At 48.7% G+C, this 26612-nt stretch carries 15 protein-coding genes; 10 read left to right on the top strand and 5 right to left on the bottom strand.

Going from position 1 to position 26612, the window contains the following annotated elements; genetic code table 11:
- Nucleotides 1–2: 2 nt before the first annotated feature.
- Complete coding sequence (locus GCU44_RS19815) at nucleotides 3–3827, bottom strand: PVC-type heme-binding CxxCH protein (protein ID WP_154858966.1); 3825 nt, start codon at nucleotides 3825–3827, stop codon at nucleotides 3–5.
- A 20-nt stretch (nucleotides 3828–3847) separates the two neighbouring features.
- On the bottom strand, nucleotides 3848–5428 hold the full coding sequence (locus GCU44_RS19820) for a sulfatase family protein (protein WP_206670862.1): 1581 nt from the start codon (nucleotides 5426–5428) through the stop codon (nucleotides 3848–3850).
- 285 nt (nucleotides 5429–5713) lie between these two features.
- Here GCU44_RS19820 and GCU44_RS19825 point away from each other — a divergent pair, with 285 nt between their 5' ends.
- Nucleotides 5714–6589, top strand: coding sequence for a LamG-like jellyroll fold domain-containing protein (locus tag GCU44_RS19825; protein ID WP_154858968.1), 876 nt, complete (start codon nucleotides 5714–5716; stop codon nucleotides 6587–6589).
- 44 nt (nucleotides 6590–6633) lie between these two features.
- Here GCU44_RS19825 and GCU44_RS19830 read toward each other — a convergent pair whose 3' ends face one another.
- Nucleotides 6634–7836, bottom strand: coding sequence for a DUF6807 domain-containing protein (locus GCU44_RS19830; protein WP_154858970.1), 1203 nt, complete (start codon nucleotides 7834–7836; stop codon nucleotides 6634–6636).
- Nucleotides 7837–8025: 189 nt separating this feature from the next.
- Between GCU44_RS19830 and GCU44_RS19835 the strand changes: the two genes are divergently transcribed.
- Both GCU44_RS19835 and GCU44_RS19840 read left to right on the top strand, forming a co-directional pair.
- Nucleotides 8026–10854 carry a M16 family metallopeptidase gene (locus tag GCU44_RS19835; RefSeq protein ID WP_154858972.1) on the top strand — a complete coding sequence of 943 codons (2829 nt, stop codon included), beginning with the start codon at nucleotides 8026–8028 and terminating at the stop codon, nucleotides 10852–10854.
- 58 nt (nucleotides 10855–10912) lie between these two features.
- On the top strand, nucleotides 10913–12073 hold the full coding sequence (locus GCU44_RS19840; protein WP_154858974.1) for a sialidase family protein: 1161 nt from the start codon (nucleotides 10913–10915) through the stop codon (nucleotides 12071–12073).
- A 549-nt stretch (nucleotides 12074–12622) separates the two neighbouring features.
- On the opposite strand, the gene GCU44_RS19845 is transcribed toward GCU44_RS19840, so the two are convergent.
- Both GCU44_RS19845 and GCU44_RS19850 read right to left on the bottom strand, forming a co-directional pair.
- Complete coding sequence (locus GCU44_RS19845; protein WP_154858976.1) at nucleotides 12623–13810, bottom strand: lactonase family protein; 1188 nt, start codon at nucleotides 13808–13810, stop codon at nucleotides 12623–12625.
- A 66-nt stretch (nucleotides 13811–13876) separates the two neighbouring features.
- Nucleotides 13877–15724 (bottom strand): alkaline phosphatase, encoded by a 1848-nt coding sequence (locus tag GCU44_RS19850; RefSeq protein ID WP_154858979.1) that lies wholly within the window; start codon nucleotides 15722–15724, stop codon nucleotides 13877–13879.
- Between the two features lie 253 nt (nucleotides 15725–15977).
- Here GCU44_RS19850 and GCU44_RS19855 point away from each other — a divergent pair, with 253 nt between their 5' ends.
- From GCU44_RS19855 to GCU44_RS19885, 7 genes are all read left to right on the top strand, one after another.
- On the top strand, nucleotides 15978–16256 hold the full coding sequence (locus GCU44_RS19855) for a YtxH domain-containing protein (RefSeq protein WP_154858981.1): 279 nt from the start codon (nucleotides 15978–15980) through the stop codon (nucleotides 16254–16256).
- A 68-nt stretch (nucleotides 16257–16324) separates the two neighbouring features.
- Nucleotides 16325–17047: an SDR family oxidoreductase gene (locus tag GCU44_RS19860; protein ID WP_154858983.1), complete on the top strand. Its 723-nt coding sequence runs from the start codon at nucleotides 16325–16327 to the stop codon at nucleotides 17045–17047.
- Between the two features lie 466 nt (nucleotides 17048–17513).
- Nucleotides 17514–18554, top strand: a complete 1041-nt coding sequence (locus tag GCU44_RS19865; RefSeq protein WP_241685040.1) for a Gfo/Idh/MocA family protein — start codon at nucleotides 17514–17516, stop codon at nucleotides 18552–18554.
- Nucleotides 18555–18569: 15 nt separating this feature from the next.
- Complete coding sequence (locus tag GCU44_RS19870; RefSeq protein ID WP_154858997.1) at nucleotides 18570–19913, top strand: Gfo/Idh/MocA family protein; 1344 nt, start codon at nucleotides 18570–18572, stop codon at nucleotides 19911–19913.
- A gap of 74 nt (nucleotides 19914–19987) precedes the next feature.
- Entirely contained in the window at nucleotides 19988–21454 is a 1467-nt protein-coding gene (locus GCU44_RS19875) for a sodium:solute symporter family protein (protein ID WP_092178768.1), read from the top strand.
- Between the two features lie 471 nt (nucleotides 21455–21925).
- A complete protein-coding gene (locus GCU44_RS19880; protein ID WP_154858985.1) occupies nucleotides 21926–24565 on the top strand; it encodes a DUF5686 and carboxypeptidase regulatory-like domain-containing protein in 2640 nt (879 codons plus the stop codon).
- A gap of 954 nt (nucleotides 24566–25519) precedes the next feature.
- A complete protein-coding gene (locus GCU44_RS19885; protein WP_206670863.1) occupies nucleotides 25520–26269 on the top strand; it encodes an alpha/beta hydrolase in 750 nt (249 codons plus the stop codon).
- Nucleotides 26270–26612: the final 343 nt, after the last annotated feature.

Here is a 26612-nt window from a genome sequence, read left to right on the forward strand (position 1 = left end):
TCTTAGTCGATTTGTTTTTGGGTTTGCAGGTAGGCCATCAGGTTGATCACCTCTTCGTTAGAAAGCGGTTCGAACAAACCCGGAGGCATCAACGATACATCCGTGACTTCCTTGTTCTGAATCGCCGATTTATTGATCAGGACCGGGTCCTGCCCAGCCACCTTTACCCGAAGCTGTCGGGCGCTTTCCCCTACCACATTTCCGGTGTAGGTACGGCCGTCAACGGTGGTAATGACCACCAGGCGGTAAGCGTCCTGAATTTCCGCGCTGGGCTCCAGTACATTCAGAAGAATGTAATCCGGGTCCTGCCGATTGGAACCGGTAAGATCAGGTCCAATATCCGCTCCTTCCCCAAATAGCTTGTGGCAACTACCACATGACTGCGTAAACAGCCGTTTGCCTTCCAGTAGATTTGCGGTTGCCAGGGCTTCTTTCGTAAAAAGGTCTTTGTAGCGTTGGTAGGCGGCTTCGTCGCTGGGAACATGTTCTATCGGCCCCCATACTTCGACAAAGCCGCTGCCGATTACCCGGTGCAATTGCCGGGCCAGCGTAACCGGGATTTCCTTCCTGGCGATGTTTCCCGCTTTAATTTCGTCCAACAGTTGGTTTCCATATAAAGAACGAGCGGACATGGTTTGCAGGATGGCTACCTTTTCTTCTGCCGAAGCTGTCGGATAGGCTTTTATAAGCGCAGATCCGAGGTCCGCTTTGGAAAAAGCAGCCACGGCCCGTATGGCCTCCAATCGAAGTGTCTTCTCTTTCAGCAGCGCAGGAAGGAGTGGGGTTAACTCCGTTTTTTGCTGCGCGGCAAGCATTTGGAGGGCGGTAAGTTTCTCTTGCTCTGAGGCAGAAGGGTTTTGCAGCATAGCCAATGCTTCCTGCGTAGCTGCCGCATCCCCAAATCGAGCGCTGACTTCAGCTACAAGAGCGCCGAGTTCTTCCGTCCCCTTCAGTTTTTCGGCAATTTCCTGCCAGCGCTGCGGAGGGGAAAGATCGGTTCTTCCCTCCATTCCCTCCACCATGCCGGACAGAAGATCGGTCCGGTTTTGTTTCGCCAACGCAATGCGCGCTACCAACGCATTGAGGTGATCGCCATCTACGGCCCTTCGCGCCATGAATCGCGTCAGTAAGGGTGATGCCGATTCCTCGGCCATGGCCAAAAACCGGTTGGGGTTTTTATCGATCAGGTATTCCGTTCCAAACCAGATCATTTTGGGGATGTTGTGATCCTCTCGGTCTTCTGCTCTGCGCATCAGTGCGGCTGACAGGTCCCATTTCCAGTCTTCCGGAATGCGTTGCAGGGCTGCAGCCAGGTACAGGCGTACGGTCGCAGAAGGGTCCTCGTTGGCCAGTTGGGTAAAGCGATCCCTGGCGGCTTGGGGCGGATTCCGGTCCTCGCAAAGCAATTGGATACCCCAGGCCCGTACATAGGGATCCGGATCATCCAATAACGCCAGGCGTTCCTGCTCTCGCCATCCATCAACCTGATGCAAGGCCCAAAGCGCCTTTAGCCGGTAATTACTATTCTCCTGTTGGTGAAAAATCGCTTTCAGCCGGGAAATGGTGGTTTCCTCCAGTTTTTGCTGTACCGCGCGTTTGTGAAGGATTCCCCGTGCCCGTCTGGAATGCCAGTCACTTTTACTGGTTTGCAGGTGTACCAATGCGGAATCCGGCAAAGCATTGAGATCGCCGTACCGCCCTTCCCAGTCTTCTGCCTTTGATTGGTCGGGCATGATTCGGAAAATGCGACCGGTTTCACTGTTCAGCACTTCCTGTCCGCAGATATCGGCATCGTGCCAATCCAATACGTATACCCCACCTTCGGGACCGGTTTCCATGCTAAAACCCACCCATTGGGCATTGTTTGCCAGTAAAAAATCGTCCGCATGCCTGCCGGTAAACCCGGATCCATTTGGAACGAGTTCGTCTGTGAGTACGGCATGTTCGTGGATATTGGCCATAAATACCCTGCCCCATTCTTCTTCGGGGAAGGCATCGGACTGGTAGATTCGCGCGCCCCCATGTGCCGAACGATGGCTGTGATCGGTAATGGTTTTGATGTCTTCGTATACGTAGGGATTGAAGTGCTGCCCCCCTTGCCGGTGGTAAATCCCTCCTGGCACCACGTGCCAGAGGTGGGGAATTACACAGGCGGTCATGATCCATTGTCCCTTTGGATCGTAATCAATCCCCCAGGGATTGCTGAATCCATGGGCCACCACTTCAAAGTTCTGCTTGACCGGATGATAGCGCCAGACACCGCCATTGATGTCCACACCCTCGGCGTCCAGCAAATCCTCCGGAAAAGGATCCTTGTGGTAATACAGTTTCTTTTTTTCTTCTTCGGTTGGCTTCCGGATTTTAGAGGGAGTGGCGAAGCCCTGTAACCCATATAACCAGCCGTCGGGGCCCCAATGCAGGCTGTTTAAGGTTTCGTGCCGGTCGCGGATGCCCCAGCCGGTCAGCAAAACTTCGATGGCATCCGTATCCGCCCGGTCGTCCTGATCCCGGTCCGGGATAAATAACAAATTAGGTGGTGCGCCTACATAGACACCGTCAAAACCGACCGCCAGTGCGGCAGGAAAAGCCAGTCCCTCCATGAATACTTTTTTCAAGTCTGCCTTTCCATCTCCATCTGTATCTTCCAAAATCAATATCCGGCTGTCACCGGCCTCTGAGAAACCATGCCCCCGGGATTCGTAGTCCCGGTTTTCTGCCACCCATAGCCGGCCTTTGTCGTCCCAACAGAAAGCCATGGGTTGGGTAATCATTGGCTCGGAAGCGAATACATTGACGCGATAGCCCTCTTTTACACGCATCTCTTCTACGGCTTCCTCGGGTGAAAGAAACCGGGCGTTTCTGCCCTCTTCCTGCGCAATTCGCCAAAGGGCCGTGGTATTGTACATGCCGGTATTTCCCACGTATTCTCCCCAGGCTTCTGTCAATGCCAGGTCCTCAAATTTGTCGGTATAAAACAGCAGCCGGTGCTTTAGGACCAGCGTCTCCCCGGCCGGAAGGCTCCAGTCTGCATCCCGGGTGTAAGCAGGACCTACGCCAAATTGTCCATCTACGCGCCATTTTTGAGGGTATCCCTTGTTGTCCGGGTGATCAAATAGCGCCACGTTTGCCCGGTCGTCACGTCCTTTTACCTGCATGCCAATATTAAGCCACATGGAAGGTTGACCCTCAGCCAGCTCGTTTTTTTGCCGGGCGGTGTTGACAACCTCGGCATCCATCCCTTCCTGCCAGGGCATTCGAAGAAACAGGCCTCCGTAGTCGTATTTCCCAATCGTGAGCGATTCCTCCGCGTGTCCCTGCCATTCCAAGTCCAAAAAATACCGCTCGTTTTCCACCTGAAAGGACCAGGTTTGCGTTTCCGTTAGGACCACGTTTCCCAGGCTGTCGAGCATCTCGTACACCGTCTGCCATTTCACCTGTTCTCCTTCTTCCTGGAGTACATTTGCTGCGACTTTTCGCCAGTGGCTGGCTTCCGGGTGGTGAAAGAAATCCCGCTCGTTTACCCGCGTAAACCCCCAATACAGCCCCGTTTGGTGCTTGTGGTGTCCGGGGCTGTATTCGGTTACTATCCCGTTGCCATCCGGAGAAAGAATTGGATGGATGTAGGGTCGAAACCCCTCCTGCGCTTCCTGTACCAGCAATGGGGTATCCGGCAGGTTTTTTCGCACTACCCGGAGTTGCCCGTTGGCGTCATCCCGAATGATGGTGAGTATCACAGGGCCTTCCGAAAGGCGTTGGTTTTCAACACCCTGCCCTCCTCCGCAGCCGTACAAGGCCAGCAGGAAACTAAGGATCAGCAGCTTTTGCATGGGAAAATAATTGGGAAAGGTTAGGGGGTATTTCTAGGGTGAATCACCCCGTATTGCCTTTTTATTCGCTTAAACCGATCAACGAGCGAATGTTGAATGGAATCGTATTCGGGATAGTTGTAGATATTGTTCATCTCCATCGGATCTTTTTCCAGATCGTACATTTCCCATTCGCCCAGTTCGTAAAAATGCATGAGTTTGTAACGCTCCCCGGTTATCCCCTCGTGTTTGTTTACGCTGTGTACTGCTGGAAACTCGTAATAGTGGTAATAAAGATAATCCCGCCAGTTTTCGGGCGTTTCGCCGCGCATTAAAGGAAGCAGGCTCCTGCCTTGCATGCGATCGGGAGCTTCTACCCCTGCTACATCCAAAAAGGTCTGGGCAAAATCCAGATTGGAAACCAGATCGCTGTTAACCGTTCCTTCCGGGATTTTTCCCTGCCATTGCATGAGTAGAGGGGTACGGAAGGATTCTTCGTACATGAACCGCTTGTCGAACCAGCCGTGCTCGCCCAGGTAAAACCCCTGGTCAGAGGTGTATACGATCAGGGTGTTTTCATCCAGGCCATTCTCCTCCAGGTAATCCAGTACCCTTCCCACATTGTCATCGACGGAACGGATGGTGGCCAGGTAATCGCGCATGTACCGCTGGTATTTCCATCGGACCAGGTCGTTGCCTTGAAGGTTCTGTTCCTGGAATTCCTGGATAATGGGATTGTAAACGGCATCCCAGGCTGCCCGCTGTGTGTCATTCATGCGGCCATACGTACGGTTATAACTGCCTTTATTCTTGTTTTCTTCGGTCCAAAGCTTCAAATCGGAGTCCAATAGCATGGTCTCCCGAATGGTCATGTCTTGTTCTTTGGCTGCCGTCCCGCGGTTGCTGTAATCGTCAAACAGGTTGGCTGGCTCGGGGAATTCCACGTCTTCATACAAGGTCAGGTGATCCGGTCCTTTTTCCCATTCCCGATGCGGTGCTTTGTGCTGCAACATCAGCATAAAGGGCTTTCCACTTCCTTTATTGGCGTCCAGCCAGGCGAGGGATTTATCGGTGATCAGGTCGGAAACGTAGCCTTCGACGGCACCCGTATCGGTATCGGAGATAAAATCAGGATTGTAATAATGGCCTTGCCCCGGCAAAATTTCCCAATGATCAAATCCGGTTGGCTTGGACCGAAGGTGCCATTTCCCAATGAGCGCGGTGGTGTATCCATTTTCCCGAAGGAGTTTGGGGAACGTGATTTGTTCGCCATCGAAAATATCACCATTGGTACGGTGACCGTTTACATGACTGTGCGCCCCAGTCAGAACGGTTGCCCGCGAGGGAGCACAAATGGAATTTGTAACATAAGCCCGGTCGAACCGCATGCCATTTTCCGCAATCCGGTCGATGTTAGGCGTAGGGGCATAGTCGGCAAGCTGGTGCTCGTAAGCACTGATGGCTTGAAATGCATGGTCATCGGAAAATATAAATAAAATATTGGGCCGCTGAGGTTCGGAGATCGTTTCGGTGCTTTTTTCGGCGCAGGAAAGGGTAGCTGCAGAAAGGACAAGCAGGAGCATCAGGTTACTGAAGGAGTGTACGTGGACTTGTTTCATCATTCGTTTCAATCAATTGCTATGGGTTTTATTTGTTTGGACCGCCGATAATCGGCTGGCAAACAATATAGAGATATTTCTTTTGCCAAAGAAATTTGATCGCAGCAAAACGGGCAGGTATTAGGTGAAGCGGGTTGCCGGCTTGAAAATCACGTTCGGTTTTTCCGAATGGGGATAGCGGGTAGGAGGCATTGATTTTCTGGGGATTTCAAATCGGATACCTGGTGTTTTTCTTAAAAAATTACCCTAATTTACCGTCCGGGTATCTCTCATTAAACTCCTTGATACATGGCTGGTAAAAATAGTCGATGCGCCCTGATTTTGTTTGTTTTCGTCTGGGTAACTGAGGCCACCGGCAGGCAGGATCCGGTCGCGTTTCTGAGCGCAAAAGAAGGATTGGTAGCGCTTTGGGATTTTCGCGAGCCTTCAGGGATGCCGCGAAAAGCCGTCGGAAAAGGAGATTTCCCCTTGGAGGAACGAAATGGACGGATTCCGCGGGTTGAGGAAGGTCCCCTTTCCGGATATGCGGCGCATTTGGACAACCAATCTTTTTTTAGCCTTCCACACGATCGTACCGGTGCGCTGAATGTTCATGGAAAGATGCAGGGGATCACGGTGATGGCCTGGGTCAAGTGGTACGGTAAGACGGGGTTTGTGGGAGGTATGTGGAACGAATACACAGATGGTGGGAAACGGCAGTATGGCTTATTTGTCGATCTACCGCACTACAACGGCGCCAATCAAGTCTGTGGTCATGTGTCTGCCACAGGTGGACCCACGCCTCCCTTTCCCTACAGTTGCGATTATTCGGCAAGCAAGCAGCAATTAACGAAAGGTCAGTGGCACGTTATCGCGTTTACCTACGATGGTACCTACATCAAATCCTATTTGGATGGAGAATTTCAGGAAAGGCCCCCCGAGCCCATAAAAAATACGAAGGGTTTTCCTGGACTGCCGGAGGGCCTGGTTCATTCCAAAAATCCCTATTATTTCTCGGATGGAATCGGGAACAATGGCTCGGATTTTACCGTCGGAGCAGTCGTGTTGCAACGAGGAATGGGGAACTTTTTTAATGGACTTATTGGTGGCTTGGCCGTATTCGACCGGGTAGTGGAGGCGTCCGAAATGCAAGAAATCAGTCGGATGACGATGCAGCCGCACTGATCCTACGAACCGGTGCCGCTCTACCAGGTTCTCAGTGGGCGCGTTTACTCCACAATGCGGGCCTGTATGGGATGCAATAAATCGTTGTTTATGCGATCGATGATGGCCTGATCGGGTTGCCCCTGATGTACGTAATACCGAAAGCGGCTGGTAAAGGTTTCCCCCGGCGCAATGGTGAATTCGCCATCGACCATGGGAGCATATACCCAGTATGGCATGGTAGGATGCACCCGAATCGCTTGGGGATACCGGAAATTCGATGGAAATCCGAAGACTGTTGCTCCAGCCATCTTTCCGTCTACCTCGCCAAATGCCCCCACCCAGGATGCATGGGTGTGATTTGCGGTTTCGCCTGTAAAGCCTTCCGAGGTTTCTATGTTCCAGGTATTCGTGTAATGCAGCGAATCCACCGAGTTCCATTCCCGGCTACCCCGGAATCCCATGCCCCCGTAATGGTAGTCTACGATAAACAAGGTGTCGCTACTGGTATTCGTTTGCTCGGAATACAAGTCAAATAAGAAATATTCCGAAAAGGGGTATACCTGTACTTTCCAGGTTTCTTCGAGCACTTCTCCGTGTTTTAGGCTTATGTGCCGCAGCAGGCTTTCGAATACTGCGGCATTGACGCCCTCTTCCAGGTGCAGCAGATCCACGTGTTCCACCGTTCCGGTTTCCTGATGTTGGTTCCAAAAATCCACCTTTTCCCCCCTGAACTGGGTATTTACCCAGGCATTGAAAATGGCATGTTGGTGTGTGTGGCCTACAGGAAATGCATCGGTCAACACCTGGCTCTCCGGGCTATACAGTGGGTGTATCATGCCGCTTCGTTTGTAATAATCCGGCAATCCTTCCCCGGGTAAGGCAGTGGCAGTCTGGTAAAAAAGGACGGGCTTGCCCGCCACAGAGAGTTCGATGCCTTCCTCCGTTTGGGAAATGGTGACCCGGCTTTCCACGTTTCCGGCTGCTTGACGCAATCCAAAGTCACCTTCTGTGCCTGCGGACATTTCGTCTACTACCACCAATAGGTGTCCGGAGGACAAAACCTGAGCAGGATAGGCTTTTCCTGTTTGCTCATTGATCAATTCGTAGTCGCTACCGGCCGGTAAATCCCGATCCAGGGGAATTAGCAGGGGACTATTTTTCCGATCCAGGTCTCCGGCATCCAGGGAAATGCTCATAATTGGCGAAGACGAGCAGGCCATTTGTGCGAGCAATAAAAGAACAAGGTAGAGGTGATTGGTTGACATATGTTTGGAGGTTGATGGAAAATGGGAGATGAAATATCGGAAGGGCCTTGTAAAAATCCAATTTACCGCCGGGATATTTTGAAGCACAGGGGAGACACTGCCCTTTTTACAGGCAATATTTTTCAAATTGCTTATTTATTCGCAATATTGAACTCGCTTTATTTAGTTGATCCCCCTCTTTACCGTCTTATGAAGGAAAAAATCAAGCTGCTCGTCGTTAGTTTTTGTCTGCTTGCCAATAGTACGCGTGGCCAGTTCGCCCCAACGGATTCCGTTCCCCTCGACGAGCGGGTACATGTTGGGCAATTGGATAATGGCCTTCAGTACTACATCCAATCCAACCCAAAACCAGAAAATAAACTGGAACTGCGCCTGGCTATCAAAGCGGGTTCCATGCAGGAGCGGGAGGATCAACTTGGCTTGGCCCACTTCGTGGAGCACATGGCATTTAACGGATCGGAAAATTTTGAAAAAAATGAGCTCATTAGTTACCTGCAATCGATAGGCGTTGCTTTTGGCAGTGACCTGAATGCCTATACCAGTTTTGATGAAACGGTATATATACTGCCCATTCCCACCGATGAAGAAGAAAAAATACGGAACGGTTTTCAGGTATTGCGAGACTGGGCGGGAGGCCTGCTGCTGGAATCCGAGGACATTGATGCCGAACGGGGTATCGTGGTGGAGGAATGGCGAACCGGGCAAGGTGTGGATCAGCGCTTGAGAGATGCGTATTTGCCTGTTTTGCTCCACGATAGCCGCTATGCCAACCGATTGCCGATCGGGGATATGGATATCATCCGCGGAGCCAGTGAAGAAGTGATTCGGGATTTTTACCGGGATTGGTACCGACCGGATTTAATGGGAATTGTCGCCGTGGGCGACCTGGATCCGGATAGAATCGAAGCATTGATCCGGGAGTATTTTTCCGATCTCAGCAACCCAGCCGATGCCCCCGAACGCGAGTATTACGAGGTACCCGAACACGAAGCGAATTTTGTAAAAATTGTCACAGACGAAGAAGCGCCTGGAATTCAGGTGCAGTTGTATTACAAACATCCGCCGGCTTCTTCCGGTACCTACGCGGCGTACAAAGAACGTGTTTTGCGTACCATGATTGGCGGTATGCTGACCCAGCGGCTGGATGAAATCAGGCAAACCCCCGATGCACCCTTTATCTTTGCCGGTGCCCGGTACGGCAAGCTGGTGAAGAGCCTGGAATTTTTCACCACTTCGGGAGTGGTGGGGCCAGGAAAAGCAAGCGAGGGGCTGCGTTCCTTTTTGGAAGAAAATCGGCGGGCCATGCAGCACGGATTCACCGAAAGCGAATTGGAGCGGGTAAAGCGCTCCCTACTGAACAGTGCAGAAAGGTCATTCAAAGAAAGGGACAAGGCGGAATCCCGCTCACTGGTAGGAAAGTACGTTTCGCATTTTCTAAACGAAACCTTAGCCGATGATCCGGCTCATCGCTACGACTTTTACCGTGAAATGATTCCTTCCATTACTTTGGAGGAAGTCAATGAGATGATAGGCGAACTGATCCGCGAGACCAACACCGTCGTAATTGTGACAGCCCCTGAAAAAGACAAGGAATCCCTGCCGACAGAATCGGAGTTGCTACAGGTGTTGGACGAATCCAAAGATTGGGAAACAAGCCCTTACCAGGAAAAGGAATTGCGAGACAACTTACTACGTAGTCTGCCGGATCCGGGCGAGGTTATCAAACGGTCCTTCCTGGATGGGGTGGATATTACGACCCTATTACTTGACAATGGACTCAAGGTTCACTTCAAACCCACTGATTTTAAAAATGACGAGATCCTGTTTACGGGTTCCAGTAAAGGTGGTACCTCGCTATATCCCGATCGGGACCACTACCATGCCAGCTATGCAGGTACAGCCGTAAATGTTATGGGCGTGGGAGACTTCAGTCCCTCTGACCTGAGAAAAGTGCTGGCTGGAAAAAATGTGCAGGTAACACCCAATATTGGCACCTATTCGGAAACCATTTCTGGGAGCACTTCTCCCCGGGATTTGGAATTGGCTTTACAACTGATTCATTTGTACTTTTCATCGCCAAGGATGGACAAGGGCCTTTGGGAGGTCTTTCTACAAAACCAGAAAAACCAATTGGAAAGTGCACAGGTCAATCCGGATTTTCAATTCAACAAACGGGTGAACGAAATAATCAGCAACGGGAACCCACGAGGAATGGGTGTTTTCAGTCCGGGACAGCTGGATAGTATACAGGTAGACCGAAGTTTGGAAATTTTTGAAGAACGGTTTTCCAATGCCGCAGATTTTGAGTTTTTGTTTACCGGAAATATGGACCTCGAGGAAGTAATTCCCATGGTTGAACGATATCTTGGAGGCATTCCCGGAGAACCCGGTACGGAAAAGGAGGAGTTTCGGGATCTGGGGATCACCGCTCCTCAAGACCAAACGGAGTTAATAAAAGTGGGCGTGGATGAAAAAAGTCAGGTAATTATGTATTTCAATGGAGAAGCTGCCTACGATCTGGAGAAATCTCAACAACTCTCCTATCTGGGCGAAATCCTGACCATCAAATTAATAGAGACCCTGCGCGAAGAAATTGGTGGCGTTTATGGTGTAAGTGCGAGGGGAAGTTTAGGAAGGGTGCCGCGTGAGCGGTTCAGCTTTGTGATCAATTTTCCATGCGGGCCTGAGGCAGTTCCGGAGTTGACGCAAGCAGTATGGAAGGAAATCAAGAAAATCCAAGAGAACGGTCCAGAACCCGCTGATTTGGAGAAAGTGCGGGAAACCAAGCGGATATCGTTGGAAGAAAACTTGCGCCGAAATGGTTTCTGGCATGGTCAAATCAGTGCGGCGATTACCGGGGACATGCCCCTTGACACGGTTTTGGGTGCCTCCGATAGAGTAGTAGGGGTCACAGGTGCTGAGGTTCAGGCGCTAGCCAGAGAACTTCTTAAATCGGAATACTTACTAACAATCATCCGGTATCCTGCCGATTTTCAACAGGAAGCGGCCGGGCTTTAGTCCACAATTTCCGTCCAAACTAATAGTACTAATAGTAGGTGATCAAATGACAAATACGATGCGTATCCGATTGTTATCCTTTGTTTTGGTTTTGTTTTCATTCCTGGCGATAAAACCGCTCGCTGCGCAGGTTACCGATAAGCCGCTCGAGAAAAAACTTTTTGTCAGCGGTACGGGGGGATACCATACCTATCGAATTCCATCGTTATTGGTAGCCAAAGATGGCTCGTTGCTGTTCTTTGTCGAAGGGAGAAAAACCGGAAGCGGCGATACGGGCGACATTGACTTGTTGCTCAGGCGTTCGGAAGACGGGGGGCATAGCTGGTCTGAGCCAATCGTAGTTTGGGACGATGGGGAGAATGTATGCGGTAATCCCAGCCCGGTTTTGGACGAAGAAACAGGAGAAATCCACCTGCTCCTCACATGGAATGGTGGATACGATACCGAAGGGGATATTATTCGTAAGAAAAGCCGGGATACGCGTAGGGTATTTGTTATGAAGTCCTCTGATCATGGAATAACCTGGTCCAAACCAAAAGACATTACCCAAAGTACCAAAAACCCGGAATGGGGATGGTATGCCACAGGTCCGGGGATCGGTATTCAAATCAAACATGGACCGTATAAAGGTCGTTTGGTGATCCCCTCTGATCATAGTTACGATGATCCGGCCGGCCAGGTAAGGGGCGGTCCCTTTGAATACGGATCGCATGTAATTTACAGTGATGATCGGGGTAAGACCTGGAAACTAGGGGGTATCATTCGACCCAAGATGAACGAGTGCCAGGTAGTGGAAATGGCGGATGGACAAGGAGACCTCCTGATGAACATGCGCTCCTACTTCGGAAAGAACAGGCGGGCGTTATCCGTAAGCCAGGATGGTGGAAGATCCTGGTCCGACCCCGAGGAGGCGTCAACGTTGATTGAGCCCGTTTGTCAGGCAGCATTGATCCGGTACTCCTGGCCGGAAGATCCAACCGGAGATCTGGTCTTATTCTCAAATCCTGCCAGTACAAAAAGGGAAAATATGACGGTGAAATTGAGCAAAGATAGTGGGAAGACCTGGGTAGCCTCTAAGGTTCTTCACGCGGGCCCCTCAGCCTATTCGGCCCTTGCGGTATTGCCCAATGGGGAGATTCTCTGCGCCTATGAAAAAGGAGTGCAGCATCCCTACGAGGAAATCAGCCTGGCACGCCTTCGCCTGAGTGATCTTGAATAAGCCGCCCGGAACTAACACCCAATGATTCCTTTAATTTTTCGTTAAATAGCTGTGTTTCTGAAAAATTGCAACTCCGATCGCGTTTCTCATCCTGATCGCAAAATATCGCGCCACCAGGAAAAGGTAGGTTTCGCCTGGGGCTGCAAACCAGGCTACAAAATGAATTGCCGGCAGCGTATGGCTTTTCGACCGATTCAGGCATTCTGTGAGAACGGTTAGTTCAGGGGGTCCTAATTCTGCGAAACACGTTAGGTGAATGAAATTTGGCGTACAGCAAAACGATCATCTCCGTCATTGCTGGTTTCTGTTCCGATACAAGCCGCTTGGAACAGGGGTAAGCAGCGTACTCTATTCGGATCGTGTGAGAAAACGGAAACGGGATTTCTAGCGGAAGCGAAGATGCGAGTGGAATTAGAAATGGCAGGCTAAAACTCGTATCGTTTCGCCCGCCGGACAAGTCAAAAGGGAACGACTAGCGAATGCCGGTGGGAAAGCCAAATGAGCCATTGTTCAGAACGAATGTGTACGTTACAGGCCCGATAGAACCTGTTAATCCATGAATAATTGTTCAACGAATACGGCACGGGGAATGGATATACTTTTTCCGGTGGGCTCGGGGATACCCCTGTCTTTCGGGATAGTAAAGATGACCACATTATCGGATTCCATGTTGGCTACAAAAAGCAAAGCACCTTTTTCGTCCACTTTAAAATTTCGTGGGTGCTTTCCGCCAGTAGGCACGTGCCCCTGTAGACCCAGCAGTCCGGTGTTTTGGTCCACTCGATAAACAGCGAGGTTATCCTGACCGCGGTTGCTTGCGTACAACCAGTTGCCGTCCACCGATAAATGTATATCGGCCGCGGCGTTGTAGTCCGAATGCAATGCAGGGGAAAGCATGTCGACACGGGATAACAAGGAAAGATCCCCATTTTTTGAGTCCACCGCATAAATGCCCACGGTGTTGCTCAATTCTTCCACCGAATAGGCATAGGGCAGAACGGGATGGAGGACAAAATGTCTGGGTCCGGAACCTGCTTTAACCGGGAACACTTCCGGATCATTTTCCAGGCTCCCTTTCTCAGTGTTTACCTGGTATTTCAATAGCTGATCTATGCCCAAATCCGATGCATAGACCCAGTTTCCATCCAACGAAGGAATCATGGAATGCATGTGGGGTCTGGTTTGATTAGGGTGGATGCTACTGCCTTCGTGTTGAACAAAGGAAACCGCCTCACTGACCTGCCCGGAATCGAGTACCTTGAATGAGGATAAATTACCTCCCTGGTAATGGGAAACAAATACCACGCTCCCGCTGGGGTCCACACTGATGTGACAGGGACTGGCTCCGGCCGACGAAACCCAATTCAGTAAGGAAAGGCGGCCGGTGCCTTCTTCGATGGCATAGGCGGCAACCGTACCATTGGGGTCTTCGGCGTTCTTGCCCTCGCGATAGGCCGCGTACAGGAATTTTCCCGAAGGGTGAAGCGCCAGAAAGGTAGGATTCTTTTTGTCGTGCACGGTTTGCAGAACCCGGGCAGAAAAGGTGGAGCGGTCAAATTCGAGCACGTAGATTCCTTTGCTCTGGTTTTGACTGTAGGTGCCGATGTAGAGTATTTCCCTGGAGGTTTGAGCCATGGTTTTTTTGGAAAAAGGTGCAGCAAGCAGAATAAGTAGCAGCAGGATGGGAATGTCGCAACGAGAGCCGATTGTGGCTGACAGCAATGGGTACGTCTTCATTCTATGAATATACGGCAAATTTGGAAGAAAGTGGGACCTGTCTTAAACAAAGCGATACCAATTCATTTACCTGAGGGTATTCCCACCGATAATCTCCACGATTTTAGTAAAAATTTCGGTGTTTTCATACACTCCCCGGAAATGCTGGGCATGCGGCCCGTAGGCAAATACCGGGACCATCAGTCCGGTATGGTCTTCCGTAGAAAACTCCAGTTCTACGGTTCGGCTTTCCGTATTTCCCTGGGGAAGCGTAATTCCTCCCGTTTCGTGGTCTGCGGTGATCAGGACAAGGGTATGCCCATCTGCGTCGGCAAAACGTAGCGCTTCGGCGATGGCCCGATCAAAATCTATCCCTTCTTCGATCACCGTTGCCACCTCATTGGCATGTCCTCCGGAATCGATGAACGCACTTTCAATTACCAATAGAAAGGGTTGGTCTTTTGTCTGTAAAAAATCGATGCCTGCTTTGGTGGCTTCGGAAAGAAAGCGCTGCCTTCCCTGACTTACCTTGGGGAGGCCTTGGTACGCTGCAAAGTAACCCACCTTGCTACCCTCGTGGTCCCCCAGTTCGGAAAGGGAATTGGCGAGAAAAAAGCCAGCGTTTTTTAGTTGGTCGATTCCTTTGGATTCTTCGTCCAAAAAGGTCTGTTTACCTCCTCCTATAAAGAGGGATAAGGGGCTATTTGCTAAATCTGAAGCGATTTCCCGGGTCCAATCCCTTTCGGGTTGATGGGCAAAAAAGGAAGCCGGCGTGGCTCCGGTTACCTCGTCGGTGGTGATGATTCCTGAATGAAAACCGAATTCGGTAAGGTATTCAGGGAGATTGGTGGCCGGGCTCCCATCCGGAAGCATGCCGATACTTCTGTTTTTTGCTTTTTTACCAGAGGCAAGGGCGGTGCCAGCGGCAGCCGAATCCGTGGTAAAATCATCGGCTGACTGGGTTTTGATCAAGCCCATGTTTTTCAACTGGGTAAGGGTCAAATTATTCCCGTTGGCATACATGGCGGCAGAGATTTGGGCCAGACCATTTCCATCGCCGATAAGTAAAATTACGTTTTTGACTTCTCGTTCCGTGCCGTCCGATGCAAACGTGGGGCGATAAATCTCATGGGGACTGGGCCGGGTGTACAAGCGGGAGGAGAGGCTCGACAGGTAGCTTTGGGCCGCTGCGGGGTGATCCGTGTTGATATAATCTACACCCAATTCGTACAGGGCCTTCCAGGCGGTTTTGCTATCGGGGCTGGCCCAGAAACGAAACGGTTTACCGTAGCGGTGGGCGACAGCGATGGCTTGTTCTACACGCTCCCGGTCGGCATCAACCAACCTGCCTTTTCCATTCCACGCCGAAAAATTGCGAAAACTCAGGCTAAACAATGCAATTTTCTCCAGAGGAAGCTCCAGCGTATCCTGTACGCTTTGGTAGTCAAAATAGATCGGAAAAGGAAACTGTTCGTACTCTTCTTTTTTCGGACGGTTGCCGGAGATCACCAGTTTCACAAAGGGATGTTCGGGGTCATCCCAGAGTTCTTCGTACCCGCGTATACTTTTCAAAAGCGTTGCCATGGTAGCATAGACTTCCGTTTTAAAATCGATCAGGAGAATAAAGGGCTGCATGCTGCCGATCCGGAGTCGTTTTGCCCGAAGCATGGGTTCCAGATACAGGCTTTGCAAGGTATGGCCTTTTCGGATACTTTCTTCTTCGTGGGCCACAAACAAGGTGTCGTTCTGTAAGATGACATCGGCTTCGATGGAAGCAGCGCCGCGGGCATAGGCCTCCCAAAAGGGGACCTCCTGCAGGTAATCGTTGTGGCTGTGTATGGCTACCTCCTGGGCCCGCGTCGGGAAACCGAGGAAGACAAGTGCAATGACAAGTAAGCCTATCGGGAAAAAACATCCCGTTTTTTGTCCTTTCATGGGTTCTTCTTTTCACAAATGTAGCGCAATCATAAGAGTTTCGATCGAAGGGCAGGGTTAAGTTAGCGTTAATTCCGGAGAGTTTGGTTTGGGTGTTCTGTAAATTGCAAATTCGGGCAAAAAAATTCGGATAAGCCTGCAGAAAATTCATGAATCCGCAACTTTGGTATAAATGTTGATGTTAATCTCATAGAAATTTCTTCTGAAATGGAGAATTGTTTTTAACTAGTATAAACCATTAATACCAGATAGTATGAAATCAGCGAAAGTAATTTTAAGTGCATTGGCAGGAGTAGCAGTAGGCGTACAAATTGGCTTGTTGATTGCGCCGGAAAAAGGCAAGGATACCCGTAAAAAGCTAACGAAGAAGGGAGAGGAATACTTGAAGGACATCAATGGACAAATCGATGGACTTTTAAAAGGCATGAACGAGAAAATGGACAAGATGAACAAGAACATTGCTACCGTGGCCGAAGAAACCAAAGCGAGGGGAAAAGAACTTCTGGCCGAGGCAAAGGAAAAAGCCAAATAACACCACTCGGGTAAGTAGGGCCAATGAAAGATCATTGGCCTTTTTTATTTTAACTAATCACCATAAACATGTCATTGAAAAACACAACCGCGATTATCACCGGTGGAAACACCGGAATCGGCTACGGAATTGCCGAGGCATTGGCCGCTGAGGGCGTCAACGTGGCCATTAGCAGCCGAAGTCTTCAACGAGCCGAGGAGGCTGCAGAAAAGATCCGAAATAGTTCCCGAACCAAGGGTGAGGTACTTCCTCTGGAAGTCGACGTACGGGATTTTGATGCCCAAAAGAAAGCGGTACAAGACGTGCTCCGGAAATGGGGCAAGCTTGATTATTTTGTGGCTAACGCCGGAGTTGGGCATTTTGCGCCAATTCAGGAGCTCTCCGTCGAAAAATGGCAGGAGACGATTGATACCAATCTCACTGGCGTGTTTTACGGTATCAAGGCCTCGGTAGACGCGTTAATATCCACCAAGGGCTTTTTCTTAACGATTTCCAGCCTTGCCGGAACCAATTTCTTTGCGGGTGGATCTGCCTACAATGCCAGTAAATTTGGTTTGACGGGATTTTCCCAGGCCATCATGCTGGATTTGCGGCAGGAGGGTGTTCGGGTAAGTACCATCATGCCGGGATCGGTGGCCACAGGGTTTAACGAACACCAAGTGAGTGAAAAGGATGCCTGGAAAATACAGATTGAAGATATCGGAGAAATGGTCGTCGGTCTTTTTAACTTAGATCCTCGCACGCTGCCGAGTAAAATTGAGGTCCGCCCTAGCATGCCGCCGAAAAGGTAATTCGTGAAAGAGGCGGTAAATCCCTTTGATGACCGGTGCCCGGAAAGGGGGTACCGGTATTTTTTTGAAGGAGCAGACGGTTCTTTTTTTGAATCGGTTCAGACATCGTGTCGTAGAAATGGCTTGGCTCCGGGTTTTTGTGGCAGTATGCAGTAGAAGGGTGATTTTATGGGCTGGTTTTTTTAAGAGGTTGGATTTTTCTGATGCCATTTTCCGCTTATGAAAACTCGAGGTAATTTCAGAAATTCAAATAGATTTCGCTAACTTCATAAGATTGAACCGATTACTTGGCATGGGTCGGTCCACTCACTCGTCATTTAGCGGTTTTAGATGAGGAAATTTGCTTTTCGTGGAATAGTCATGAGTGCCTAGTTGATTTTTTTAGTACATTGAACCGTAAACAAGGAGAAGTTCCAACTATTTAACCAGTAAAAACCGAAATCGTATACCCATTCCACTATAAACTATGGACACAGCACTCAATCGAAGAAAATTTATGGGAAAAGCGGCCCTTGCGGGTGTAGGCATAACCCTGGCACCGCAGGCTATCAGCTTTGCCTCTTCCCTGCCCAGAAACGGTAAGCGGGTGGGCATTATTGGCCTGGATACCTCGCACAGCCTGGCCTTCACCAAAGCCTTTAATGCGGCCGATGCAGCTGCCGACCTCGGCGGCTATAAAGTAGTGGCCGCCTATCCTCATGGAAGCCGAGATATTGCCTCTTCTGTCAATCGAATTCCCGGTTACACAGAAGAGATTCAGCCCTTAGGTGTAGAAATTGTTGATTCCATCGCAGCCCTTTTGGATAGGGTAGATGTGGTGCTTTTGGAGACGAACGACGGCAGGCTCCATTTGGAGCAGGCGCTGGAAGTGTTTAAGGCGGGCAAAACCGTTTTTATCGACAAGCCGATTTCAGCTTCGTTGGTCGATGCCATTGCTATTTTTGCGGCGGCTAAAAAATACAAGGTACCGGTATTTTCCAGCAGCTCTCTCCGCTACATGGAGAACGCCACTGCTGTACGCAAAGGAAAGGTAGGAAAGGTGATGGGGGCCGAAGCATATAGCCCGGCGACGTTGGAACCCACCCACCCGGATTTGTTTTGGTACGGCATACATGGGGTCGAAACCCTTTATACCCTGATGGGAACGGGTTGCCAAACCGTGCAGCGGACGTTTACACCCGGGGCAGATGTAGTGGTTGGAACCTGGGAAGGTGGCCGGATCGGGACTTTTCGGGGCACCCGCTCTGGTAAGAGTGGCTACGGAGGTAGAGCGTTTGGAGAAGAAGGCATCCTGGATATGGGATCTTATGGAGGATACCGACCACTTTTAGTGGAGATCGCAAAGTTTTTTGATTCCGGGAAAGCACCTGTCTCTGAGGAAGAAACGATAGAAATCTTTGCTTTTATGCAGGCTGCCGACGAAAGCAAAAAAATTAACGGGCAGGCTGTTTCCTTGCAGGCCGTTTTGGACAAAGGCCGAAGGGAAGCCGCCCAAATCAGCATTTAAATTACACCCATTATGATGAAAAATAGCAGAAGAACGTTTGTAAAAAAAGCCATAGCAGGGGCAACTCTCGCATCCGTCGGTGGCGTGCTTCCCGGCATGTCAGCCAAAAGCTATGGCAAAATCCTTGGAGCCAATGACCGCATTCTGGCGGCCAGCATGGGGGTGGTTAGCAGGGGCCATGCCGTGGGAACCAATTTTGCCAGTCAGGAACAATGTGAGGTAATCTATAGCTGCGACGTAGATCGCCGTGCCGCCGAAAAATTTGCCGGATCGGTAAATGAGATACAGGGAAGGGCTCCGAAAATCGAAAAAGACGTGCGCAAGGTGCTGGAAGACAAAGAGGTGGATGTATTGATCGTAACTGCCCCGGACCACTGGCATGCCCCGGCCGCACTAATGGCCTTGAAAGCAGGGAAACATGTCTACCTGGAAAAGCCATGCAGTCACAACCCCCATGAGGGAGAGCTCCTGATGGCAGCGCAAAAGAAATACAATAAGGTAGTACAAGTCGGGAATCAGCGCCGCTCCTGGCCCAACGTGATGAAAGGCATTGAGGAGTTGCACAACGGAGTGATCGGCAGGCCCTATATGGCCAAAACCTGGTATGCCAATAACCGCGGCCCTATAGGTGAAGGAAAGCAGGTGCCCGTGCCAGAATGGCTGGATTATGAACTTTGGCAAGGACCTGCCCCAAGAGAGGCTTACCGGGACAATATCCTGCACTACAACTGGCATTGGTTCTGGAACTGGGGTACCGGTGAAGCCCTTAATAATGGTACACACATGGTGGACCTGGCGCGCTGGGGATTGCAGGTGGATTATCCTACCCGGGTAAATTCTTCCGGCGGCAGGTATCGCTACAATGACGACTGGGAGACCCCGGATACCCAAATTATCAATTTGGAATTTGACAACAATTCGGTGATCACCTGGGAGGGCAGAAGCTGCAACGGAAAGCATATTGAGAGTGGCAGCGTCGGCACCTTATTCTATGGAGAAGAGGGAAGCCTCTTGATCGAAGGAGGTAATTCTTACAAAATTTTCAACCTGAAAAATGAATTGGTAAAGGATGTGAAAAACGATCAGGTAATCGACCCGACCAACCGTACCAATCCGGCGCAGGCCCTGGATGCCTTGCACATCCAGAACTTTTTTGATGGCATTTCGAATGGTACAGAAGTTCGTTCAGAGATTGTAGGCGCCCACAAAAGTACGCTACTGGTGCAATTGGGGAATATTGCCCAGCGGGTGGGCAGGACCCTGGATATTGATCCCAAAACCGGAAAAATACAATACGATCCCACCGCTATGGAACTCTGGAAACGGGAGTACGAGCCCGGCTGGGAACCAAGCGTCTAAGTTTTCATACCCACAAAAGAGGCCAAACAAACCTGGTTTGGTCTCTTTTTCTTTCACCACCTTAACCGTCTGCTATGGAGTTGAGTACCCTTGACCTGATTGTGATTGGTCTGTTTTTTTTATTGATGCTGCTCATCGGCGTCTGGTCTTATTTTAGGAATACCGATTCGGAAGATTACTTTGTGGCCGGAGGTAAGCTGCCCTGGTGGCTATCCGGTATCAGTCACCATGTTTCCGGGTACAGCGGGGCAGTTTTCGTGGCCTATGCGGGCCTGGCTTATACGCATGGCTTTTCCGTGTACATCTGGTGGGCATTGACCATCGGTTCTACCGTGATGATTTCAGCAAAGGTATTTCCCGTCTTTTGGGTCCGGCTGAGAAAGCGGTTTAAAATTCAGTCCCCATTGGAATTTTTGGAGACACGTTACAACCTCGCCACCCAGCAGTTGATGGCCTGGAGTGGAGTTATTTTGAAATTGTTTGATATAGGGGCCAAATGGGCAGCCATTGCCATATTATTAAACGTATTTACCGGCATTTCCCTCGCCTGGGGTATTTTGATATCGGGGGGAATTTCCCTGTTGTACATTACTTTTGGCGGACTTTGGGCCGTGATCATCACCGATTTTGCCCAGTTTATCGTACAGATCATTGCCGGACTGGTCATGTTTGTGGTCGTTATTCAGAAATTAGGCGGATTGGACTCCCTATTTACCGTTTGGGAGCAATTGCCCGAGGGAAATAGCCAGGCCTTTAACGATCCCTATACGGTTGGCTTTGCCTTGGCCTTTTTGTTTATCAATTTCCTTTCCTACAATGGCGGACAGTGGAACCTGGCCACCCGCTACATTTCCTCGCCTTCGGAACAACAGGCTTCAAAAGCCGCCTGGCTCTCCGGTGCCTTGTACCTGGTTTGGCCATTGATTTTGTTTTTTCCTATGTGGGCCGCACCGGTGCTCCTGCCCGATATGGAAGACCCCACCCAGTCCTACGGTATCTTAACCATGGAACTGCTGCCCATTGGATTGATCGGTCTGGTGATCGCTTCCTTATTTGCCAACACCATGTCCATGACTTCATCCGATATCAATACCATTTCGGCCGTGATTTCCCGGGACATTTTGCCGGCTATCAATAAAAAATTTCGAAAGGAAGCCACTTCCCTGACCACGGCCAGGATTACTACGTTCCTGTTTACCTTGGGGACCATCGTGATTGCATTGCAGTTTGAACGCTTTGGCGGGGTATTGGGATTGATCATCAGTTGGTTTGGTGCATTGGTGGGGCCTATTGCCATCCCCATGTTGTTTGGCCTTATCCCCTGGTTCAAATCCTGCGGACCAAAGGCAGCCATTGGGTCTATACTGGTGGGGCTGCTGGCCTTTGTGATCACCAAAAATGTGGAATTAAACAGCCTGGCCTTGGAAGTAAGCCTGCCGGTACTTTCTTCTGCTATTACCTATATTCTAATCGGCTTTCTGGAAAGGGATACTGTACCCGATAAAGTCAAACAAATGCTGTCGGATATTGCTCAGGAGTAGCCTTATGCGTCCCAATCCTCCTTGCCAGGGTGCACCACAGATTACAAAGATTTGCACAGATAATAATTTTGGGTGAAGTATGCCAATCACCCAGTTATTTACGGAATCATAAACAGATAAAACCCGCTGGAAAGCCATTTGTAATGGCTTATCGTATGCTTTTTAAAGAGCGATTTTATATTCTATTGATCTTTTGCTTCCGGCATTACAAATGCCTCGTATTCGTAACCAATCGGATAGCAGGAATGTAGATGCAATCTACACCCAGAGAGGGAAATTCTCAGTAGGTAAGCTTTCACAACCTTATTTGACGATTAAAACGGTTATCGAATTAGGTTACGTCAGTTCCTAAGAATGATAAATTTCATCTTACGTTTTGATTTACGGATTAACAGGTTAAAAAATGTCAAAACTATTTTTTATTTATTTATATACCGTATTTTTAGGTAAAATTACCTTTATTTTTACGATATGATTGGTTTTTCCAGGGAATTAAAGGTGTTGTCTTGCTTTGTGATTTTTCAAGCTTTTATTTTCAGTGGATCATCGCAGGGGATCAGAGGTTTGGTCACTTCTGAAGAAGGCGAACCCTTACCTTACGCTACGGTTTTTGCAAGGAACCTGAATGACGGCATCCCCACCAACCAGGACGGGCGGTTTGAATGGAAATTACCACCTGGAAACTACGATATCATTGTCCAATACCTCGGCTACCAGTCTAAATTGCAGGCAGTGGAAGTAAAGGACAGTTGGGTAGATCTGGATGTACGTTTAGAAATGCAAACGTTTGCCTTGCAGGAAGTAGAGGTAAAGGGGGATCAGGAAGATCCGGCGCTTACCGTCGTGCGTAAAGCCATAGCAAAAGCAAAATTTCACCGCCTGCAGGTTCAGGAATACAGCATGATGGTGTACATTAAAGGAACGGGAGAACTGACCAATGCTCCCTTTTTCCTGAAAAAGAAACTGAAAGAAGAAGGGGTTGGACTCAATGAGGCCTATACTTCAGAATCAATCTCTAAAATTCACTTTAAGCAGCCGGATGAAATTACTGAGACGGTCATCAGTATACGGTCCAGCGGTGAAAACAACCAGACTTCACCTGCTCCCTATATCGGGGCCAGTTTTTACGATGACCAGATCAATGGCGTTGTTTCCCCCCTTTCCAGGTCCGCCTTTGCTTATTATCGGTTCCGGTTAGCAGGGAATTTTTTCGATAATGGAATTTTGGTAAATAAAATACGGGTTATTCCCCGTTCAAAGGGAGAAAAGGTATTTGATGGGTATATCTATATCATTGAGGATTTATGGGCCATACATAGCCTGAATTTGAAAACCTCCCTCATGGGTTTTGATATTGGGGTAACCCAGCAATATGCTCCGGTGGAGGAAAACATCTGGATGCCCCTGACCCATACCTATACTTTCGGCGGAACGTTTTTTGGTTTTGCCGGGGAGTACCAGTACCTGGCATCAACCAGGGATTACCAAATCACACTGAATCCCGATCTTCTGGTAGCTACCAAAATTCTGGATGAAAAGGTAGAAGAGATTCCCGAACACCTTCCGGAGGTTACAAAAAACGCAGACCCCATCGAACAGTTGGCAGCCGCTGATCAGATGAGCAGAAAGGATTTCAGAAAAATGGTCAATGCCTATGAAAAGGAATCCTTGAAGGAAAGAGAGCAGGCGGAAGTCCTATCCGAAAGAAACTATACCGTAGATTCCATGGCCACCAAAAGAGATCTTGTCTATTGGGATAGTATCCGGCCGGTCCAACTGACTGCCAAAGAAATCAAAGGATACAGCAGGGACGATAGTTTGGCTGTGGTGGAGGCGGCCCGTGAAAGTGATGTTGACTCCGTGGCCCAAAAAGCCAAAAGAAAATTCCAACCACTTGATTTTCTAACGGGTGGAGATTATAGTTTTGGGAAAGGCAGGTCTGCAGGCTTTCATTCCAATTGGACCAAAATGTCATTCAATACAGTAGAAGGGTTTAAATTGGGATTTTCAGGATATTACCGGGCTGAGAAGAACACCAAAATGGCAGATAGTGTAACCAATCACCTGCGGTCCTGGAATTTCAGACCGGAATTCAGGTATGGTTTTGCAAGTAGAAAGCCCTACGGAATGCTGCACATCAGGCGCTCGGTGACCAAAGGAAGGCCGGGCCACACCTGGGGAATAGGAGGAGGGAAGTACATTTTCCAATACAATGGAGAGGACCCTATCAATGAGCAAGTCAATGCCCTTTATTCCTTATTTTTCAGGCAAAATTACATGAAACTGTATGAGAAAACCTTTACCAGATTATACCTGGCGCACAGAATTACAGATGCCTTCACCTATAGGGTGAATTTCCGATTCGAGGATCGGGTGAATCTGGAGAACAATTCCGATTACAGTTTTTACAATAAGCCGGAACGAAGGTATACTTCCAATCTACCCATGAATCAGGAAGCAGGGAACGAGGCCTTTGCAACTAATGAGGCCGTATTGGTAAGCGGCTCCATCGAGTGGCGTCCTGGATTGAAATACCGGATAAGAAACGGAAGAAAATTCCCGCTTATGGAAACGGCACCCCTGGTAAAATTTAACTACAATAAAAATGTTTCCGAAGCTGGCAAATTCGATCACCTGGAACTAGGACTGGAGCATGCGCTTAACTTCGGTGTAAGTGGCAAATTGGATGTAAACGTGCAAACGGGTACTTTCCTGAATCATTCTCAGGTCTATTTTATGGACTTCAAACATTTTGGAGGTAACCGGACTATCTTTAGTAATATGGGAGCCGCCAGCAATTACCGGTTTTTGGATTACTACCAATTCAGCACCGCAGGTCCCTACTTCAATAGCATCATGCATTATCAATTCAGGAAATTTCTTTTCACCCAATTGCCAGTGCTCAGGTTTTCAGGCATCCGGGAAAATCTATTTTTCAATTATTTAAAAACCCAAAACGCGCCCCATTATTGGGAGTTGGGTTATTCACTGGACAACCTGTATCGGATTTTCAGGGTAGAAATTGGTGCTGGTTTTGAAAACGGCAAGTACAAAAAAGGCGGGATTCGGTTTGGTATTGCTACTTTCATCCAGGTCAATGTAGGAGAATGAGGTTTGTTTGCGAGTAAATATCCACCTGGGAAAAATGTTCAAAATAAGAGCTGCCAGGGTAAATCTAAATCATTCCATTAACCTTTGTATAATTTTTTGCCCCGGGTTTTAAGAAGGCGGGAAGAAACGGTAAGAAGCCAACTGTTGTGATGCTGGCATTTTCTGATCGTATACCGATGACGGGTTTGGTCGTCACTGCGAGGGTGAAGACGGGAATAAAAAGGAATCGAAAATAGCCATCCACCCGCGGCAGTCTGAAGGGGGACGTGGACGACCTTTCGATCCTATTCCCATTTCCCGATGGATTAATACTGCCTCTCCGAATCAGATCGCTCCCTTTTAAGACTGAGCCTGCCGAAGGCCGACAGGCTCAGGGGCCAGCTGTGCTCGCGATGACGGTAGGTGTACCGATGACGTAACCAAAACCGTTCTAAACTTAGAACTCAAGAAAAAATTAAATAAAAATGAAGAATGATATTTAATAACGCAAATAGCGCAGGCCCGACAAAAAACCGGGGAGTGCGGCAGGCTTGCGGGGCGAAGGATTTTTTTGTCTTGATTTTTTGGTACTTTTGGATCAAGCCAAAAGTACAATAAAAACAAGCTAAAATACCATAAATAGCCTTTAACTCACCATTATCCATTAAACAATGGGAAGTTTATATTCCCATATAATGAAAAAAACTAACGGCATCCCGATTTCTTCGTTTTTTTAAAATGTTAGGTCTCGTAATGACACTATTCCATTCCAAAAAGGGACAGATGACAGGAAAAGGCTACTCGCTTTATTTGTTTGGAAATTTTCTTATCGATAATCGAAGTTCTCCATGACAGCATTTTAAATCAGGCCTTTCCGGCCTTCAAAGGTTATTGTTAATTTGGGAACTTTATTGATGCTGTTTTATGAAAAGTAGGTTTATGATCCCGATGATGTTATTTTCAATAATCATTTTGATGGCATACGGGTTGTTATATGCTTTTCAGGAAAAGTTTCTTTTCTTCCCTGAAAAACTGAAAAGCAATTTCCTCTTTCAATTTGACCAAAAATTTGAAGAAATGAACATTCGGATGAGCGATGGCATTTCATTGAATGGATTGCTATTCAAAACCGATCATCCAAAAGGCCTTATTTTTTACCTGCATGGAAATGCCGGATCATTAAGAACCTGGGGTGGGGTAGCTGAGGTTTTTACCGAATTTGGTTATGACCTGTTTATATTGGATTACCGAGGTTATGGCAAAAGTGAAGGTACGATTCAGGATCAGCAGCAAATGTATCAGGATGTTCAAAGGGCCTACGATTTGTTGAAAAACAGGTATCCCGAGAAGGAGATCATCGTTTTGGGATATTCTATGGGCACTGGTCCGGCTTCAAAACTGGCGTCCGTCAATCAACCCAGACTTTTGATTTTGCAGGCACCCTACTACAGCTTATCCGATCTGGTGAAGCATTATTTCCCGATTTTTCCTTCCTTTTTGCACAAATATCCTTTTGAAAATTACCAACATATCCAAAACTGCAACATGCCGGTGGTGATTTTTCATGGCGATCAGGACGAAGTCATTTATCCGGGGTCCTCCATTAAATTAAAAGAACATTTTAAAGAACAAGACACCCTGATCATGCTTAGCGGTCAGCAGCACAATGGGATGTCGTTTAACCCCGAATATCAATTAAAAATGAAAGAAGTATTGAGCCGATGACCTGCAAATGAACACTTTATTGGTTTTAATTTGCCCACAAATATTATCAAACACTAGGTTTGGAAGGCTTTGTAATCAATAAAACCTTGGGTTATTTACCAGCATCTCCTAGCTTTGATAAAATGCATAGGAACGAAAGAAGCGCGGGGGCCGGCACAAAACCGGCCTGTCCTGAATTTTCTCAGGGGGGTGCGGCAGGGATGTGGGGCGAAGGATTTTTGTGCCTTGATCTCCTGCCTGCCTGCCGGCCATAGCCGTCAAGCTAAGCACTTAATCTGTTGATTTAAAGACATTTTGTCTTTCTTTTTCTCAAGTTTGAGGATTTTGGATGCTATTTCTGTAA

The organism is Cyclobacterium xiamenense (assembly GCF_009467825.1).
In the GTDB taxonomy this organism is placed as follows: Bacteria; Bacteroidota; Bacteroidia; order Cytophagales; family Cyclobacteriaceae; genus Cyclobacterium; species Cyclobacterium xiamenense.